Below are 15,460 nucleotides of genomic sequence, written 5' to 3'. Positions count from 1 at the left end.
GCCAAGCTTTTCTGGTCGGAACCCCCTAAGCCAAGTTTTCAAGGTGCTGCGCCGTCCACTTGGTTTTCGAGACTGGCCTTTTAATTCTAACGTAAAGCCAACCTAGAACGGCGGGGTTTCAGACCCAAAATTTCCGATGATGTTCTCATCTTAAGGGTAATGTAACAAATTGTAAAGTTTCTTAACATTCAGTATTTCTTGTCGGGGTGATAAGGTGGGCTTATGGTAGATTGACATGGTTTCAGCTTTCCAAACCCATGTTGTCGTAGCTGTCCAGTCCTCGTTTTTACTGAAAGTCGTTGCGAAATGTCTGAACTGGAGTTGTTTACATTTTATTCTTAACCCCTTTTCTCTGGAACCCTGATTCTGTCGTTTTTAGTTGTGCAGTACATTTCCCAATATTAGATAATGCCTGTAAGTTTAATCATCACGCCAATTATCCTCTAGATAAAGGATTGAACGTTATAGCATCAAGATCGATTCGGTAGATACCAACTTGGTGAACTTCTTCAGGTAGCCTCGGCCAGATGTGAACTTCACTCTCGAACGTCCGCCAAAGTTGAGGATTCAAGTGAAAATTTCTTCCTTCAAGACAATCCGTTCCTGCGAAATGTTCCTTCATGCGACGATTAACCAGTTCATTGAGAATTGCAAAGAGCGTCGTTATTTGGTAATTGTTATAAAATCTGTCTGGGGTTTCCGCTAACTTTCCATCATGGACAAAGGGAAAATGCTCTTGAACTTTCTTTCTCAGCTCTCCTCTCTGCGCTTCTTTATAACCATTGGCAAAGACATCATGGGCGACAGCTTCGAGGTAGAGTTGCTGTTGGACGACGGGATTCTTGGCGTGAAACAAAATTTTAGCCACTGCTAAAGTTGAGCCGACACAGTTGCCATAGGTTCCCCAACCGCCAAAAGCGAGTAAATCACAATAGGGTAAGGCAGAACTAGCATCCCACGCACCATTAAACAGTCTACCGTCAATAATTGCCAATTTACTGCGCTGTTGAGCAGAATAATCGCTGTAGCGGCTCAAAAAATCAGCATCAAAATTTGTTTGTTGTTGGTCATTGGCTTGGTAGTCATCAATATTGCCGCCAGGACGACGAGTTAAGATGGCAACCTCAAAATCCCAGTCGGTGTTAGTTGTGGCAAAGCTAGGTTCAAATTCCCAGCCAGGATTGACTTTAGCTAACCCAACTGCTGTTAATTTTTTCTCGACAATCTCTTTAGATGTTGGTCCGTTTTCTCCGCCTTCATAATGATGGTGGCAGTTTGGATTAGAAATGCGAACCAGTACCTTGGTATTAGGTAGGGTTTGGGCAAATGCCATCAATACGGCCTCATCCGCACCCCAAGTGATCGGTTTTTTCAGGTGAGAGAGATGATAAGTATCGAGAAGTGTATCTAGTTTTCCTTGAAGTTGACTTAGGACATTACTAGCCCCTGACTGAGGAGAGTCCCCCTTGGCAAAAACAATTGACAAGATGGTTCGATTCATTGCTTGAACAAGTCGAATTGATTGTTTAAGTTGCCACAATTCTCGCTCATGTCTTTCTGCGTCGTCTCCCCCGACAAAAGAACCAATAAGAATAACATTTTTAGCTCCTGAGATATAAGGTAAGTATTCTTCGGGGTATTGGACGAGCCGGTCAGTGATGATAAACGCGGTATCTTGGTCTGGTAGTAGGCTGATGAAAATCGGTGAGGTAAAGCCGAAAATTTTTATGCAGTTTTCATGTCTCCGTCCGCCGACGAAAAGACAGCCTGACGTTTTGACAGCATAGATTGTCCAAAAATCTCATTTACCCATTCCGATAAATCAAGACCACGGATTGTTTCTAAAGCTTGTTTAATAAGAGTTTTTGTCAGGTTCATGGTTAAGATTGGAATCGTCAGAAGCATAGAGCGCAACTCTTGAAGTGGGCATCGCTTTGAAAAACGTTTATACTGACCAAAAATTGATTCAAGCACATCAGATGTAGCCAGAATTGTGCGGTCATCTTGAATCATTTTGACTTGAGATTCTAAATAGCTAAATACAGATTGTTTAAAAGGCTCAAGATTTTCAGAAATCCCTAAAAAAGATAATTCTTTATGAAACTTATTTAAAGATTCTTTGTTTAATCCTAAAGTTTTTAGCTGTTTTTCTAAACTCCTAGTTATTTTGAGCATCATTCTCCATGAAGGGAGTTGATTTTGGTATTTATCTAGCCACAAAAATTTCTCTTTTAATCTTTCATTAATGGCTTGAAAATCTGTTAAAGGCATCAACTGGTATAGGGTATCTAAGGGGCAATTAAGCAAACTTGTCGCCCAATTTACTAATCTTTCTAGGTTGAAATACCGACACTGTGCTCTTTGGGAAGGAGGAGCAGCAAAGGCTAGTTCTGTTTGTTGAAGTTGCTGTCGGCACTGATGACAATCTGAAAGAAAACTTTGAAATACTTCATCAGCTAATAATTCCTTTTTTAGTAAATTAGCCATAGCATGAGTGACATCATAGGTATAGATAACTTGAGGATAATTCTCTTGATAAAGTTTAATTCCTTTTTTCAAGTTGCTACCACTATCGGCTACAATTTGAAGAGGTATCCCTACTTGAAGAGTTACCTTCTCCAACATCTCTTGAATCCATTCTCCTGTAGCTGATTCCGTAACTTCAATTCCGAGAATTTCTCCATCTGTATGTCTTAATGTACCACCTCTTTCTAAGATTTGATTTGTCCATAAACTCTCCGAAACTCCATAGATTATTAGAGCTTTTTCTTGACCTAGTTGTAATGTTAAATCAACAATATATATCCAGTCATCTCTTTTTTTGTCTCTCATCAATTCAAATAATCCAATTCTTTCTACCCATTGTCTAATACTGCTATAGTGAGGGGATTTTATTGAGGAACTTTGAAATAGTATTTTCATTGTTGTAGCTACTCCTCGATAGCTATTACCTGCTTCTATTATTTGCTGTACTGATATCTGTATGGTTTGGGCTGTGTAGTGATGACCTGAGATTTTCAAAGGATTCTCTCCCAGGACTTCCAAAAGCTGGGAATCTTTCTCTTTCAGGTCTTGTCTTTCTAGTTCTTCTATCTTTTTCTCTAATTCTTTTATTCTTTTCTTAGCTTCTTTTGCCTGAGTTTTCCAATTTTCTCTGCTGTTGGATAAGACTCGTATTGTTTGCTCATATTCTCGAATTTTTTCTTGTTTTTTAGCCGCATTCTCTTTCCAGTTGTCTCTACTTCTTCTCAAGTACCGAATTTGACGACTGACAGGCATTTTGGATTTTTCTATGCTCACTAACCACAGACTCCCTTTTCGACACGAAATTAGATTACTATTTTATCGCCTTTTTTCTGGCAAAGTCAACACCCTACTCTCACCCTTAATCAGCTTAGTTTAGGCGATCCCTACACCCTGCCGGGGATCAGCGCCGACGATCTAATTCTCACCGCTTCCCTCGCTTCCCAAACTAGCGATGACGATCCGATCGATAAAACTATTCTCGCCGGTTTAAAAGATGCCACGGTACTCGATCGCTATCAAGTCACCCACTTTACCCCCTTCGATCCCGTCGCTAAACGCACCGAAGCCGATATTACCACCGCCGATGGTGAGACTTTTAAAACCAGTAAGGGCGCACCGCAGGTAATGCTCGATCTAGCCTACAATAAAGAGGAAATCGAGGGGCCGGTCAATCAAATCATCGAAGATTACGCCAAAAAAGGCTATCGCGCCCTAGGAGTGGCCAAAACCACCCCCCAAGGTCAATGGCAATTCTTGGGCATTATCTCCCTATTTGATCCACCACGGGTTGATTCCCAATTAACCCTACAAACCGCCCTAAAATTAGGGGTTCCCGTCAAGATGATCACGGGGGATCAGGTGTTAATCGCTAAGGAAACCGCTCGACAATTGGGTTTAGGTAACAATATCCTCGATGCCAAAATTTTTCGGGAAGTCCCCCCCAATCAGTTAGGAACCCTCGATGAACAGATTCTCGGCGCCGATGGTTTCGGTCAAGTTTTCCCAGAGGACAAATATCATATCGTCGATGTCTTGCAGAAAACCGATCACATTGTCGGTATGACCGGAGATGGGGTCAATGATGCCCCGGCGCTGAAAAAAGCCGATGCGGGGATTGCGGTTTCCGGGGCTACCGATGCAGCCCGGGCAGCGGCCGATATCGTTCTCCTTACCCCCGGTTTATCGGTAATCGTCGATGCGATTAAGTTAAGTCGCCAGATTTTTGAACGGATGACCAGTTATGTTCTCTACCGGATCATCGCCACAATTCAGATTCTCGTTTTTACCACTTTGGCGATTCTGTTCTTTAATTCCTACCCGATTACGGCAATTATGATCGTTTTCTTAGCAATTCTTAACGATGGAGCGATCATGACGATCGCCTACGATAATGCCAAGATCTCGAAAGTACCCCAAGCTTGGGATATGCCGAAAGTTCTCACCATTGCTTCGGTTTTGGGAGTGGTCAACGTCATTGCCACTTTCCTGCTGTACTATCTGGCTGAACGGGTATGGGGAATGACTGCCGACAAGGTGCAAACCTATATTTTCCTCAATATCGCTCTCTTAGGGATGATGACTCTCTATTCGGTGCGGGCAAAAGGTGCGTTTTGGTCCTTGGCCCCCGCTAAACCTCTAGCGATCGCTACTGGCATCTCGGTCATTATATCTTCGCTGATCTCAATGTTCGGAATCCTGATCGCCCCGATCGGTTTTGAGGGAGTGGCAAAAAGCTGGCTCTATGCCCTAGTCTGGTTATTGATTATCGATCGAGTCAAATTGGCTCTCTATTCGATTTTTAATCATCCCAAGGCAGATTTAGGCAACACCTATCAATCCACTTGGGAGAATTTAAAAACTCGATCGTAGTCCCTATCCTGGGGAAAACCAAGCTCATCAGGCACTTTCCCCAGAAAATTTTTTTCAGCAAACTCTAATTAGGGTCTGCTGAAAAAGTACGGGCGAAGCATTCGGATAGAAAATCTCCGGTTTCACCGATAGGTTATTGCCCGAATGCTTCGCCCCTACGGGACGCGGGCCGATGAAGACGCAAGGTTTGGAAGCACGATTCTCTCAAAATCTTGCACCTGTTTCGCCAGAAAAGCCACAAAACCCTTACCTTGCCTACATTTCACATTTATTCAACAAACCCTAATTATGACGATTGCCATCATAGTGAATTCTCGCCCCGGCCCATTGCAATTTTTCCTGTAGAGTCTGATAAAAAGAATAACTTTCCCGCAGGATAATAAATTGGGCGAATTTTTCGGCTTTAGTAACTCCCACCCATTGCCCGGGCCAAATGGAAGTAGCTAAAGCGCCATCCATCCAGAGTTTAGTATTTAATTCGTAGTCTCCTAGAGGCCAAATACTGACCAGAGATGCCGGGGGAATGACAATCGGCCGACTGGAGAGACTCAAGGGACAAATCGGGGTGACGGCGATCGCTTCCATGCCGGGGTGTATAATCGGGCCATTAGCGGAAGCGGTGTAACAGGTGGATCCCGTGGGAGTAGCCACTAATAAACCGTCCCCTTGGTACTGATCTACTATTTCCCCGTCCACTTCGATTTCGAGGATTGAGGTGGGCATCCTATCGATACTAGCGGGTTTCACACACATCTCATTCAGGGCATAAAATGCCTCGCTCACCGGCTGAGGGTTTCTTTTATCCCCTTCATAGATTCTCGCCGTTAACATCATCCGTTGTTGTACCGCATAGTGATCGGATTGTAAACGCTCCCAGACCGTCTCCGTATCTTGGAAAATCTCCAAAGGTTCCGTTAAAAATCCCAGATGGCCGCCAACATTCACCGCTAGAATTGGAATGTCTTCGTGAGCTAAATAGCGAGCGGCGGCTAAAATGGTTCCATCTCCCCCCAAAACGATGGCAAGGTCGATTTTTCCCGATGCTGAGGCTAAAAATACCGGATAGGGATTATCTTTAAAGCCACTGGGTCCCATTAAAACTTTACACTGACGGGCTTCTAACTGTTTAGCGCATTTTTCCGCCCATGCTTTACTTTGGGGATGGTTGGCCTTATGAGCGATGATGACTTGTTTTAACTGCACAGAGTTGAGACCTTGTTCGGAGGTTCTATTTTTTAACAATAGCAAGACCGGGCAGATCGGTTGACAAGTAAAAAGTAAAAAAGGGGTTGGGGGAAGAACCTCGGCCTGACTGTAGCCAATTTGACAGAATTAATCGATAGATAAGGGTAGATGGAATTAACTAGGGTTTGCTGAAAAAGTACGGGCGAAGCATTCGGATAGAAAATCTATGGTTTCACCGATAGGTTATTGCCCGAATGCTTCGCCCCTAAAGGACGCGGGCCGATGAAGACGCAATGTTTTGAAGGACGATTCTCTCAAAATCTTGCACCTGTTCCGCGAGAAAAGCCACAAAACTCTTACCTTGCCTACATTTCACATTTATTCAGCAAGCCCTAACTAGGATAAGCTGGCAGGTTTTAGCAATCTTATCTCGTTTTTTCCCTGTAAATGCTGTATCTGTGCGGCTTTTTCCCAATTATCTCCCTCAACACCCCTACCACTTAATTTCCATGCAGAGTTATAATTGTATTAAGATGTGTAACAATTCTCTGGCAAACTCTTGACAAAGGATAACAAATCTGCTCTACCAAAAAACAGGAAAGGTTTTATTTCTATGACATTAATTCAAACCGCCCAATTATCGCTAGAAACTTTGGCTTTAGCCTTTTTTAAGCAGACAGAAGGACGCTGGCAATCCCAGAGACGTTATTACACCCTCACCCAAGAAACGGAACCCCAAGAAGTTATCAGCGCCATCGAGATTAAATATTTACCCCAAGGCAGCGAACCATTAATTCAACTGGCCCGTTTACATAATCTGGAAGATACAACTTTATTAGGTGGCACGGAAGTGACTTGGCAAAGTAATTATCTCCGTCCCCAGAGTAAAAAACCCTCCAACGGTTCCACCATATTCGGTATTTTAGATAATATTCTCTATCGCGATCGGGGATTTGCGACGGATAAACCCGTTAGTGCCATTTATACCTTTCCTAACCCCTCTACTCTCTGTCTGAGAACAGAATACGCCGGTTCTGTCTTTGAAGAAGAAATTAAACTCATCGGTCAACAATATCGCACCCGACAAACTATTATCTCTCGCGCCGGTCAAGAATTGATGATCGGTCAATATCTAGAAAAACGGGTCAATTAGTCAAAAAAATGGCGGCTATTCCCATAATTTTGACTTTTATCCTAGGAATAGGGCTGAAATCAAATCAGCCCTTCCCATAACTTCCCTTTAAACTGGGGTTAAACTGTCTTGATTCTGACTAGCGAGAAACTTCTCTAATTCCGTAATTGCATCGGCATCGACCTTAGTTTGCATCGGACAGAATTTCGGTCCACACATCGAACAAAACTCCGCAGTTTTATAGATATCTGCGGGTAAAGTCTCATCGTGGTATTCCTTAGCGCGATCGGGATCCAAGGATAACTGAAATTGACGATTCCAATCGAAATTATAACGAGCAATGGAGAGTTCGTCGTCACGATCGCGCGCTCCAGGGCGATGACGGGCGATATCTGCCGCATGAGCCGCTATTTTGTAGGCAATTAAGCCATTTCGCACATCTTCAGCGTTGGGTAAACCGAGATGTTCTTTCGGGGTGACATAACATAACATCGCCGTCCCGTACCAACCCGCCAGAGCCGCCCCGATCGCCGAAGTGATATGATCGTACCCTGGGGCAATATCGGTGACAAGGGGACCGAGAACATAGAAAGGTGCTTCGCTACACTCCTCCATTTGTTTTTTCACATTAAATTCAATTTGGTCCATGGGAACATGGCCCGGTCCTTCCACCATCACCTGTACATCGTGTTCCCAAGCGCGGCGCGTTAGTTGGCCGAGGGTTTTCAATTCCGCTAATTGGGCTGCATCGGAAGCATCGTGGGTACAACCGGGACGTAGGGAGTCCCCGAGACTAAAAGAAACGTCATAACGCTGGAAAATCTCGATAATTTCGTCGAAATGGGTATAGAGAGGATTTTGCTTGTGGTGGTGTAACATCCACTTAGCAATAATACCACCCCCCCGGGAGACAATCCCGGTCAGACGGGTTTTGACTAAAGGCAGGTGTTCGATGAGGATTCCCGCATGAATCGTCATGTAATCTACCCCTTGCTGGGCGTGTTTTTCGATAATGTGGAGGAAATCTTCGGGGGTGAGTTTTTCAATATTGCCGTGAACGCTTTCCACCGCTTGATAGATGGGTACAGTACCGATGGGGACAGGAGAAGCATTGATAATCGCGGTGCGAATTTCGTCCAAATTACCGCCACCGGTGGAAAGATCCATCACCGTATCCGCGCCGTATTTGACCGCTAGGTGTAATTTTTCCAGTTCTTCGTTAATATTCGAGGAGTTAGGGGAAGCCCCGATATTAGCATTAACTTTACACTTAGAAGCAATACCGATCGCCATCGGTTCGAGGTTGAGGTGATTGATATTAGCGGGGATAATCAGTCTTCCTCGGGCGATTTCGCTGCGAATCAATTCGGGAGAGAGATTTTCCCGTTTTGCCACATACGTCATCTCTTCGGTAATTATCCCCTGACGGGCGTAGTGCATTTGCGATACATTTGCTTGTCCGCGCCGGGGGGCAACCCATTCTTGTCTCATAATTTTATTTCCTCTGTAAACAGCTTCCCTACGCTGGAATTACCCAGTCTCAGGTTCTAAGGGTCTTTCTCAGCCTGATTGCCTCAGACACCCCTAGCTATGACGGCAATTCTATCACTGTTGAGGACTGAGGAGATCAAGCTTAAGATTTTTGTTTGATTAGGCAGTTAAGCTAAAACCCACTTAAGTAGGGAGGCACAATTATTTGTAGGATGGGTTAGCGGTAGCGTAACATGAGCGGGCGTTGGGTTTCATGCTTCAACCCAACCTACGTTCATCTTATATTTAATTCCACCCACCTACTTAGACCACCTCAAATAGAAATAGTAATTTTAGAAAAATCCCCGGTGATTCAGAAGCAGTTCCCTATCTCAAGGTCGCGAGAGGACTCCCGTTAAACCGCTACGCGGTTAACTGGATATGAATCGCCACCAGAATGAAACTAATGCGGTAGGGTTTCCACTTTCCGGGAGTTTTGGTTCTCGACGTATTTTTTTAGTTGTTCGACGGTAACGCCGCCACAACTGGCCACGAAATAAGCTCCCGTCCAAAAATAGGGTTTGTTGTCGAAATACTTTGCCGCTAAGTACGGAAATTCTTTTCTAATTAAGCGACTACTAACTGTTTTAAGGTTAGCGATTAGTTTGGTTCATGATTGTAATTAGTTGATATACTAGGCAGTAAGTGTTATAATTTAACTATACATCACGAAACTAACGACAGTGATAACGCTTACCTACCAGTACAAACTAAAGGTAAACAGGCAACAGGAACGGGAGATCGTCCACATTCTTGATGTTTGTAAGAGCGTTTATAATTACGCGCTCTCGGAACGGAAAGATTGGTTAAACTCTCGAAAGTGTCTTGCGGATCACTGTTCGCTAGTTTCTGAGTACATAATTCCTGCGGATGAACCCTATCCGAATTACTTCGTTCAAGCAAAAAATCTAACGGAAGCTAAAAAATTCTATCCGATATTAAAGACGGTTAACGCTCAAGTCTTACAGCAAGTCTTAAAAACTTTAGATAAAGCGTTTGACCATAGAAAATCGAAAGGCTTCGGCTTTCCTAGATTTAAGAAAAAGATGCGGAGTTTTGTTTTTCCTGCGCTTTTTCCACAATTGGGAAAAATTAGAATCAGGCAATCTAGAGAATACCCGTCTGGGTTCGAGCCTAAACAAGCTCGAATTATCCAAAAAGCGTCGGGATTTTACGTTTCGGTTTCTTTCCAATCTCCGGAATTAGTTCCCGATATGACAGTGGGGAAGACCTGTTTAGGAATTGACGCGGGGATTGAGAGTTTTGTCGCTACTTCACGGGGAGATTTAATCAAAGCCCCTCGATTTTTGTTGAAAGTACAGAGTAAGCTTAAATTGCTACAAAGACGCTTGAAACATCAAGTCAAAGGCTCAAACAATTGGTTAAAACTCCAAGAGAATATAGCAAGATTACACGAGAAAGTGTCTAATACTCGTAGAGATTGGCACTTTAAACTAGCTCATTACCTTTGCGATCTCGCTGATAATATCTTTGTCGAAGATATTAACTTCATTTCCTGGTCTAGAGGGATCGTTAGAAAACAATCTCTAGATTCGGGTATCGGTAGTTTTATTAACGAGATACTACCGTTTGTCGCTTGGAAACGGGGAAAATATTATCTTAAAGTCGATAAAAACGGAACTTCCCAGGAGTGTCCGAATTGTGGCGCAATTACTGGCAAAAAAGCGTTATCGGAAAGAGTTCACCGATGCGATTCTTGCGGCCACATCGAACCGAGAGATACGGCATCGGCGAAGGTAATCGAGAACCGAGGAAAAAACGCGGTCGGGCTGACCGTGTTAGAAAACGCTTGCGGAGGCGGTCTGGCGGGGGTCGTTCAGTTAAACCTGTTTGATCTAGTCAAGAGCCTATGAACCAAGAATCCCCCGCTAAACCGCTCGCGGGGTTTAGCGGGGGAGAGTCAAGCTTCCACTAAACGAAAGGCTGCACCTAAACCGACAGCGATCTCATCGGGAGAAATTTTCCCATCATGGTTAATATCGATCGCATCGAATACCGCATCGGTTCCCGCCCATTCTTCCCGGGTGATGAAACCATCCCCATCATGATCATAGACTCGGAAAATATCTTCGGCGGCGTGTTCTAGGGTTGACTGACCTTCCAACTGGGTTAAACGTTGAATCAGCAATTGTTCCAACAATTCTAAAGCTTTGGTAAAACCTTGAATACCTTCCGCTAGTTTTTCAGAAGCCATGGCATCTTCGGCGTGCATTTTCTCAAAAGTCGCTTTATCCATGGCAATTTTGACAATATCAAGGGTTGCAGCCAATGCTGGATCGAGCTTACGGGGTAAATCGGCTTCTGTCTCCTGCAATTGCTCGAGCAGTTTCGGGGAAATGGTTAAAAGATCACAACCGGCTAACTCGCGAATTTCACCGATATTGCGGAAACTTGCCCCCATAACTTCGGTTTTATAGCCAAACTTTTTATAGTAGTTATAGATCTGGGTGACGGATTGGACCCCGGGATCTTCAGCGCCAACGTAGTCTTTACCGGTTTCTTTTTTATACCAATCGAGAATCCGACCGACAAAGGGAGAAATTAAGGTTACTCCCGCTTCTGCACAGGCGATCGCCTGATGAAAACCGAATAATAGGGTTAAATTACAGTGAATTCCCTCTTTTTCGAGGACTTCTGCGGCTTTAATCCCTTCCCAAGTCGAGGCAATTTTAATTAAGACTCTTTCTCTAGAGATACCCGCTTGTTCATACTGGGAAATGAGATAACGGGCCTTGTCGATGGTAGCTTGGGTATCGTAGGAAAGACGAGCATCCACTTCGGTGGAGACGCGGCCGGGGACGATTTGCAGGATTTGCAGACCAAAACCGATCGCTAGGCGATCAAAAGCTAATTTGGCCACATCTTCCGGGGTGGCCTGCTCTCCTAATTCTTTTCTGGCCGCTTGCAGGGTTTGATCGACAATCGGCTGATATTGGGGCATTTGGGCCGCGGCCGTAATCAGGGAGGGGTTAGTGGTGGTATCTTGGGGGGTAAAAGCTTCGATCGCTTGGATATCGCCGGTATCGGCAACAACCACTGTAAATTGGCGTAATTGTTCTAGTAGGGTTTTAGCCATAACTTCTCCAGATGCGTGTTAACACGAGACTTCATCCACATCTTAGCGATTCGATCGAGAGGAAGGGGAAAATTCCCGATTGATTTAATTCCTACCCACAGACCTGGCCAAAGTCGGGATAAGCTGGGAATCTTTTGGCCACTCCTTGCCCAAAGTCCTTTATTTGTGATAGTATTAGTGATTGTGTCGATTTAACAAAACGGAGTTTATGCCCAAGCTAAAAACGCGAAAGGCGGCGGCCAAACGATTCGAGGCCACGGGAAGCGGCAAAAAAATCAAACGTCGCAAAGCCTTCAAAAATCACCTACTCGATCATAAAAGTGCCGAACGCAAGCGCCGTCGTTTGTCCCAGATTACCTTGGTACACGAGCGCGACGAGAAGGAAGTGCGCTTAATGTTGCCCTATTTGTAAGTTTTCCAGAAAAATCGTCTAAAGGATTATCATGTCTAGAGTAAAACGGGGGAATGTCGCCCGCAAGCGACGTAAAAAAGTTCTCAAATTAGCCAAAGGTTTTCGCGGTTCTCACTCGCGCTTATTCCGTACAGCTAACCAACAGGTAATGAAGGCCTTGCGGAATGCCTATAGAGACCGTCGCAAACGGAAACGCGATTTTCGTCGTCTTTGGATTACCCGCATTAATGCCGCTGCTCGTCAACAGGGCATCAGTTACAGCCAACTGACCGGACAATTAAAGAAAGCTAATATCCTCCTTAATCGGAAAATGTTAGCCCAATTAGCTGTCCTCGATCCCGTCGCTTTTGCTAAAGTGGTAGAAACAGCCAAAGGATAATTTAGCCCCAAGCATGACGGAAACTTGGCAAACGATTCAATTCCCCAGTTCAGAAAGTGCGATCGCTTTAGCGGGTCATCAAGAAGCTAACCTCAAATTGATAGCCAGGCAAACTGGGGCGAATTTAGTCCTCAGAGGCATGGAATTGCGGATTGCGGGGCAACCAACCCCCGTGGAGCGTGCCACAGCGATTGTACGCTCCTTAAGTATTTTATGGCAAGAGGCCAAGTTAATCGCCGAAGCCGATATTATGACCGCTATCCATGCCCTCGATACGGGGCGTTCTAGCGAGTATAAAGAACTACAGCAGGATATTTTGGCTCGTACCCGTCGCGGGGAGCTAATTCGGGCGAAAACCTTCCGTCAGCGTCAATATATCCAAGCGATTCAAAGTCACGATATCACCTTTTGTATTGGACCGGCCGGCACGGGAAAAACCTTTTTAGCCGCCGTTTTAGCCGTACAAGCTTTATTAGAAGATAAAGTAGAACGGATTATCCTCACCCGGCCGGCCGTGGAAGCGGGGGAAAAATTAGGCTTTCTCCCGGGGGATTTACAGCAAAAAGTCGATCCTTTTTTGCGTCCCCTCTACGATGCTTTATACGAATTTATCGAAGCGGCCAAAATTCCCGACCTGATGGAACGGGGTAAAATCGAAATCGCTCCCTTAGCTTATATGCGGGGACGAACCCTAGCTAATGCTTTTGTTATTGTTGATGAGGCCCAAAATACCACCCCAGCACAGTTAAAAATGGTCTTAACGCGCTTGGGATTCGGTTCGCGCATGGTAGTAACTGGAGATGTCACTCAAACCGATTTACCGCAACAACAGGAATCGGGGTTAATTGCCGCTCAAAAAATCCTAAAATCAGTAGAAGGGATCGCTTTTTGTTACCTATCCCGGGCCGATGTGGTGCGTCATCCCCTAGTACAAAAAATCGTCTCAGCCTACGAACAGCACGAAAAATAACAGATTATGGATATTAAACATGGTTTCGTCGATGCGGTGGGTAATACTCCCCTAATTCGTCTCAATAGTTTTAGCGAGGAAACCGGCTGCGAGATTCTCGGTAAGGCCGAATTTCTTAACCCCGGTGGTTCGGTCAAGGATCGGGCCGCTTTATATATTATCCAAGAAGCGGAAAAAGCCGGTACTCTCCAACCGGGGGGAACCGTTGTCGAAGGAACCGCCGGCAATACTGGCATCGGTTTGGCCCATATCTGCAATGCTAAAGGTTATAAATGCCTGATTATCATTCCCGATACCCAATCCCAAGAGAAAATCGACCTCTTAAGAACCCTTGGTGCGGAAGTGCGTACTGTTCCCGCCGTTCCCTACCGAGATGCCAATAATTACGTTAAATTATCGGGGAGAGTGGCCAGGGAGATGGAAAATGCTATCTGGGCCAATCAATTCGATAATCTGGCTAATCGTCGCGCTCACTACGAAACCACCGGCCGGGAAATCTGGGAACAAACCGACGGTAAAATTGATGCTTGGGTGGCTGCCACGGGAACTGGGGGAACCTACGCGGGGGTGGCGATGTTTTTAAAAGACCAAAATCCCCAGGTGCGTTGCGTGGTGGCAGATCCGATGGGTAGCGGTTTATATAGTTATGTGAAAACTGGGACAATTACCCTGGAAGGTAGTTCAATTACTGAAGGGATTGGTAATAGTCGTATTACGGCTAATATGGAAGGCGCACCCATAGACGATGCCATTCAAATTGATGATCCCACTGCCATTAAAGTTGTTTATCAACTATTACAAAAAGATGGTTTATTTATGGGGGGTTCTGTGGGTATTAATGTTGGTGCTGCGGTAGCTTTAGCTAAACAAATGGGGCCAGGCCACACTATTGTTACTGTTCTTTGTGATGGTGGGTCCCGTTATCAATCTCGGTTATATAATCCTCAATGGTTGGCTGAGAAAGGATTGGCTTAAATTGTTGTTAGGGTTAAGTCAGCCTTCAGCTAGATTAAGCTGATGAACCTAAGATTTTACAGTAAAATCAGGGATTATCAAAGCGGGGATTAGTGGAGATAATGGTAAGGGTAGGGCAACAATGAGGGAAGGCAGCAAGGGAAAATGAGGCGCTTCGGTTGGGCAAGCAATTAAGACAAGATAGATAACAATACTGATAACTATCATTATTAGGAGAATCATCAGATGTCAGTTACTATTGAACAGGATCTCAAAGAAATTTTAGGTTCAATTAATCAGAAGTTGGATAATCTACAAAAAGATGTTATGGATATTAAAATAGTACAGGCAAGATTAGAGGAAAAAGTCGATAGTTTAGAAAAAGATATTGAAGGGGTAAAAGAAGATATAAAAGAATTAAAAGGCTCTCAGAAAGCCCAGATTTGGACGTTAATCGGCATCTTGGGAACAGCTTTAATAGGAACAGTTATTCGCTATATTATTCTCCCTTTTCCTCAATCATAATTAAGACAATGAATTTTGAACCGCCTTCTGCAACAGTTATTCCTCAAATTGCAGAAAATCACTGTAAGGGCGAAGCATTTGGGCAATAACTTATCGCTGAAATCCTAGATTTTTTATCCGAATGCTTCGCCCCTACCCATCAATTTCCCATCTACCACGCACCACGCCACCACGCCCAACCTACAACCTAACCTAACCTACGGCTCATTGAGCAGAATCAGGCAGTTTAGGTGATGGCACGTTTTTAGGCAGATGAATTGCATCATTCAACCTTTATTTTATCTCAGAGAATAAAGAGCGTAGGTTGGGTTGAACGATAGTGAAACCCAACACTTTTAAATCATTGGGTTGGGTTTCGTTCCTCAACCCAACCTACGGCT

At 44.4% G+C, this 15,460-nt stretch carries 13 protein-coding genes, 1 pseudogene and 1 riboswitch; of the genes and pseudogenes, 8 read left to right on the top strand and 6 right to left on the bottom strand.

The genetic code is table 11. The annotated features are described in order from the left end of the window. Positions 1-436 precede the first annotated feature (436 nt). Together O9324_RS13480 and O9324_RS13475 are read right to left on the bottom strand one after the other, a co-directional pair. Positions 437-1,540: a DUF4127 family protein gene (locus O9324_RS13480; RefSeq protein WP_288140438.1), complete on the bottom strand. Its 1,104-nt coding sequence runs from the start codon at positions 1,538-1,540 to the stop codon at positions 437-439. 185 nt (positions 1,541-1,725) lie between these two features. Then, on the bottom strand, positions 1,726-3,300 hold the full coding sequence (locus O9324_RS13475) for a DUF659 domain-containing protein (RefSeq protein WP_288140437.1): 1,575 nt from the start codon (positions 3,298-3,300) through the stop codon (positions 1,726-1,728). A gap of 351 nt (positions 3,301-3,651) precedes the next feature. Here O9324_RS13475 and O9324_RS13470 point away from each other — a divergent pair, with 351 nt between their 5' ends. Further along, positions 3,652-4,896: an HAD-IC family P-type ATPase gene (locus O9324_RS13470; RefSeq protein ID WP_353851718.1), complete on the top strand. Its 1,245-nt coding sequence runs from the start codon at positions 3,652-3,654 to the stop codon at positions 4,894-4,896. Between the two features lie 282 nt (positions 4,897-5,178). On the opposite strand, the gene O9324_RS13465 is transcribed toward O9324_RS13470, so the two are convergent. After that, on the bottom strand, positions 5,179-6,099 hold the full coding sequence (locus O9324_RS13465) for an NAD(+) kinase (RefSeq protein WP_185240379.1): 921 nt from the start codon (positions 6,097-6,099) through the stop codon (positions 5,179-5,181). A 595-nt stretch (positions 6,100-6,694) separates the two neighbouring features. Between O9324_RS13465 and O9324_RS13460 the strand changes: the two genes are divergently transcribed. Then, positions 6,695-7,234 carry a phycobiliprotein lyase gene (locus O9324_RS13460; RefSeq protein WP_002738011.1) on the top strand — a complete coding sequence of 180 codons (540 nt, stop codon included), beginning with the start codon at positions 6,695-6,697 and terminating at the stop codon, positions 7,232-7,234. Positions 7,235-7,321: 87 nt separating this feature from the next. On the opposite strand, the gene thiC is transcribed toward O9324_RS13460, so the two are convergent. Then, positions 7,322-8,704 carry a phosphomethylpyrimidine synthase gene (gene thiC / locus O9324_RS13455; RefSeq protein WP_287629006.1) on the bottom strand — a complete coding sequence of 461 codons (1,383 nt, stop codon included), beginning with the start codon at positions 8,702-8,704 and terminating at the stop codon, positions 7,322-7,324. Positions 8,705-8,712: 8 nt separating this feature from the next. Further along, a riboswitch (TPP riboswitch) is annotated at positions 8,713-8,809 on the bottom strand. 337 nt (positions 8,810-9,146) lie between these two features. Then, positions 9,147-9,353 (bottom strand): annotated as a pseudogene (locus tag O9324_RS13450) (IS200/IS605 family transposase); the annotation flags it as partial. 73 nt (positions 9,354-9,426) lie between these two features. Between O9324_RS13450 and O9324_RS13445 the strand changes: the two are divergent. Beyond that, positions 9,427-10,617: an RNA-guided endonuclease InsQ/TnpB family protein gene (locus tag O9324_RS13445; protein WP_288140436.1), complete on the top strand. Its 1,191-nt coding sequence runs from the start codon at positions 9,427-9,429 to the stop codon at positions 10,615-10,617. 47 nt (positions 10,618-10,664) lie between these two features. Here O9324_RS13445 and O9324_RS13440 read toward each other — a convergent pair whose 3' ends face one another. Beyond that, the gene (locus O9324_RS13440) at positions 10,665-11,840 is read right to left on the bottom strand and encodes a transaldolase (RefSeq protein ID WP_002772050.1); all 1,176 of its coding nucleotides are present in this window, start codon (positions 11,838-11,840) and stop codon (positions 10,665-10,667) included. 208 nt (positions 11,841-12,048) lie between these two features. On the opposite strand from O9324_RS13440, the gene rpmI reads away from it, so the two are divergent. From rpmI to O9324_RS13415, 5 genes are all read left to right on the top strand, one after another. Then, on the top strand, positions 12,049-12,252 hold the full coding sequence (gene rpmI, locus O9324_RS13435) for a 50S ribosomal protein L35 (RefSeq protein ID WP_002781071.1): 204 nt from the start codon (positions 12,049-12,051) through the stop codon (positions 12,250-12,252). Positions 12,253-12,283: 31 nt separating this feature from the next. Then, positions 12,284-12,631: a 50S ribosomal protein L20 gene (gene rplT, locus O9324_RS13430; protein WP_002739593.1), complete on the top strand. Its 348-nt coding sequence runs from the start codon at positions 12,284-12,286 to the stop codon at positions 12,629-12,631. A 13-nt stretch (positions 12,632-12,644) separates the two neighbouring features. Continuing rightward, entirely contained in the window at positions 12,645-13,601 is a 957-nt protein-coding gene (locus O9324_RS13425) for a PhoH family protein (protein ID WP_002772048.1), read from the top strand. A gap of 6 nt (positions 13,602-13,607) precedes the next feature. Beyond that, complete coding sequence (locus O9324_RS13420) at positions 13,608-14,576, top strand: cysteine synthase A (protein WP_002772047.1); 969 nt, start codon at positions 13,608-13,610, stop codon at positions 14,574-14,576. A gap of 225 nt (positions 14,577-14,801) precedes the next feature. Continuing rightward, positions 14,802-15,080, top strand: coding sequence for a hemolysin XhlA family protein (locus O9324_RS13415; RefSeq protein WP_288140435.1), 279 nt, complete (start codon positions 14,802-14,804; stop codon positions 15,078-15,080). The last annotated feature ends 380 nt before the right edge of the window (positions 15,081-15,460 follow it).

It is taken from the genome of Microcystis sp. LE19-84.1B (assembly GCF_027531875.1).
Lineage (GTDB): Bacteria > Cyanobacteriota > Cyanobacteriia > Cyanobacteriales > Microcystaceae > Microcystis > Microcystis panniformis.
This window is presented reverse-complemented; position numbering and strand designations above follow the sequence as displayed.

Excerpts from the sequence above, each read along its gene's own strand:
- O9324_RS13470 (WP_353851718.1), top strand. The coding sequence starts at position 3,652 with ATGCTCGATCTAGCCTACAATAAAGAGGAAATCGAGGGGCCGGTCAAT.
- O9324_RS13460 (WP_002738011.1), top strand. The coding sequence starts at position 6,695 with ATGACATTAATTCAAACCGCCCAATTATCGCTAGAAACTTTGGCTTTA.
- thiC (WP_287629006.1), bottom strand. The coding sequence starts at position 8,704 with ATGAGACAAGAATGGGTTGCCCCCCGGCGCGGACAAGCAAATGTATCG.
- O9324_RS13440 (WP_002772050.1), bottom strand. The coding sequence starts at position 11,840 with ATGGCTAAAACCCTACTAGAACAATTACGCCAATTTACAGTGGTTGTT.
- rpmI (WP_002781071.1), top strand. The coding sequence starts at position 12,049 with ATGCCCAAGCTAAAAACGCGAAAGGCGGCGGCCAAACGATTCGAGGCC.
- rplT (WP_002739593.1), top strand. The coding sequence starts at position 12,284 with ATGTCTAGAGTAAAACGGGGGAATGTCGCCCGCAAGCGACGTAAAAAA.
- O9324_RS13425 (WP_002772048.1), top strand. The coding sequence starts at position 12,645 with ATGACGGAAACTTGGCAAACGATTCAATTCCCCAGTTCAGAAAGTGCG.
- O9324_RS13420 (WP_002772047.1), top strand. The coding sequence starts at position 13,608 with ATGGATATTAAACATGGTTTCGTCGATGCGGTGGGTAATACTCCCCTA.
- O9324_RS13415 (WP_288140435.1), top strand. The coding sequence starts at position 14,802 with ATGTCAGTTACTATTGAACAGGATCTCAAAGAAATTTTAGGTTCAATT.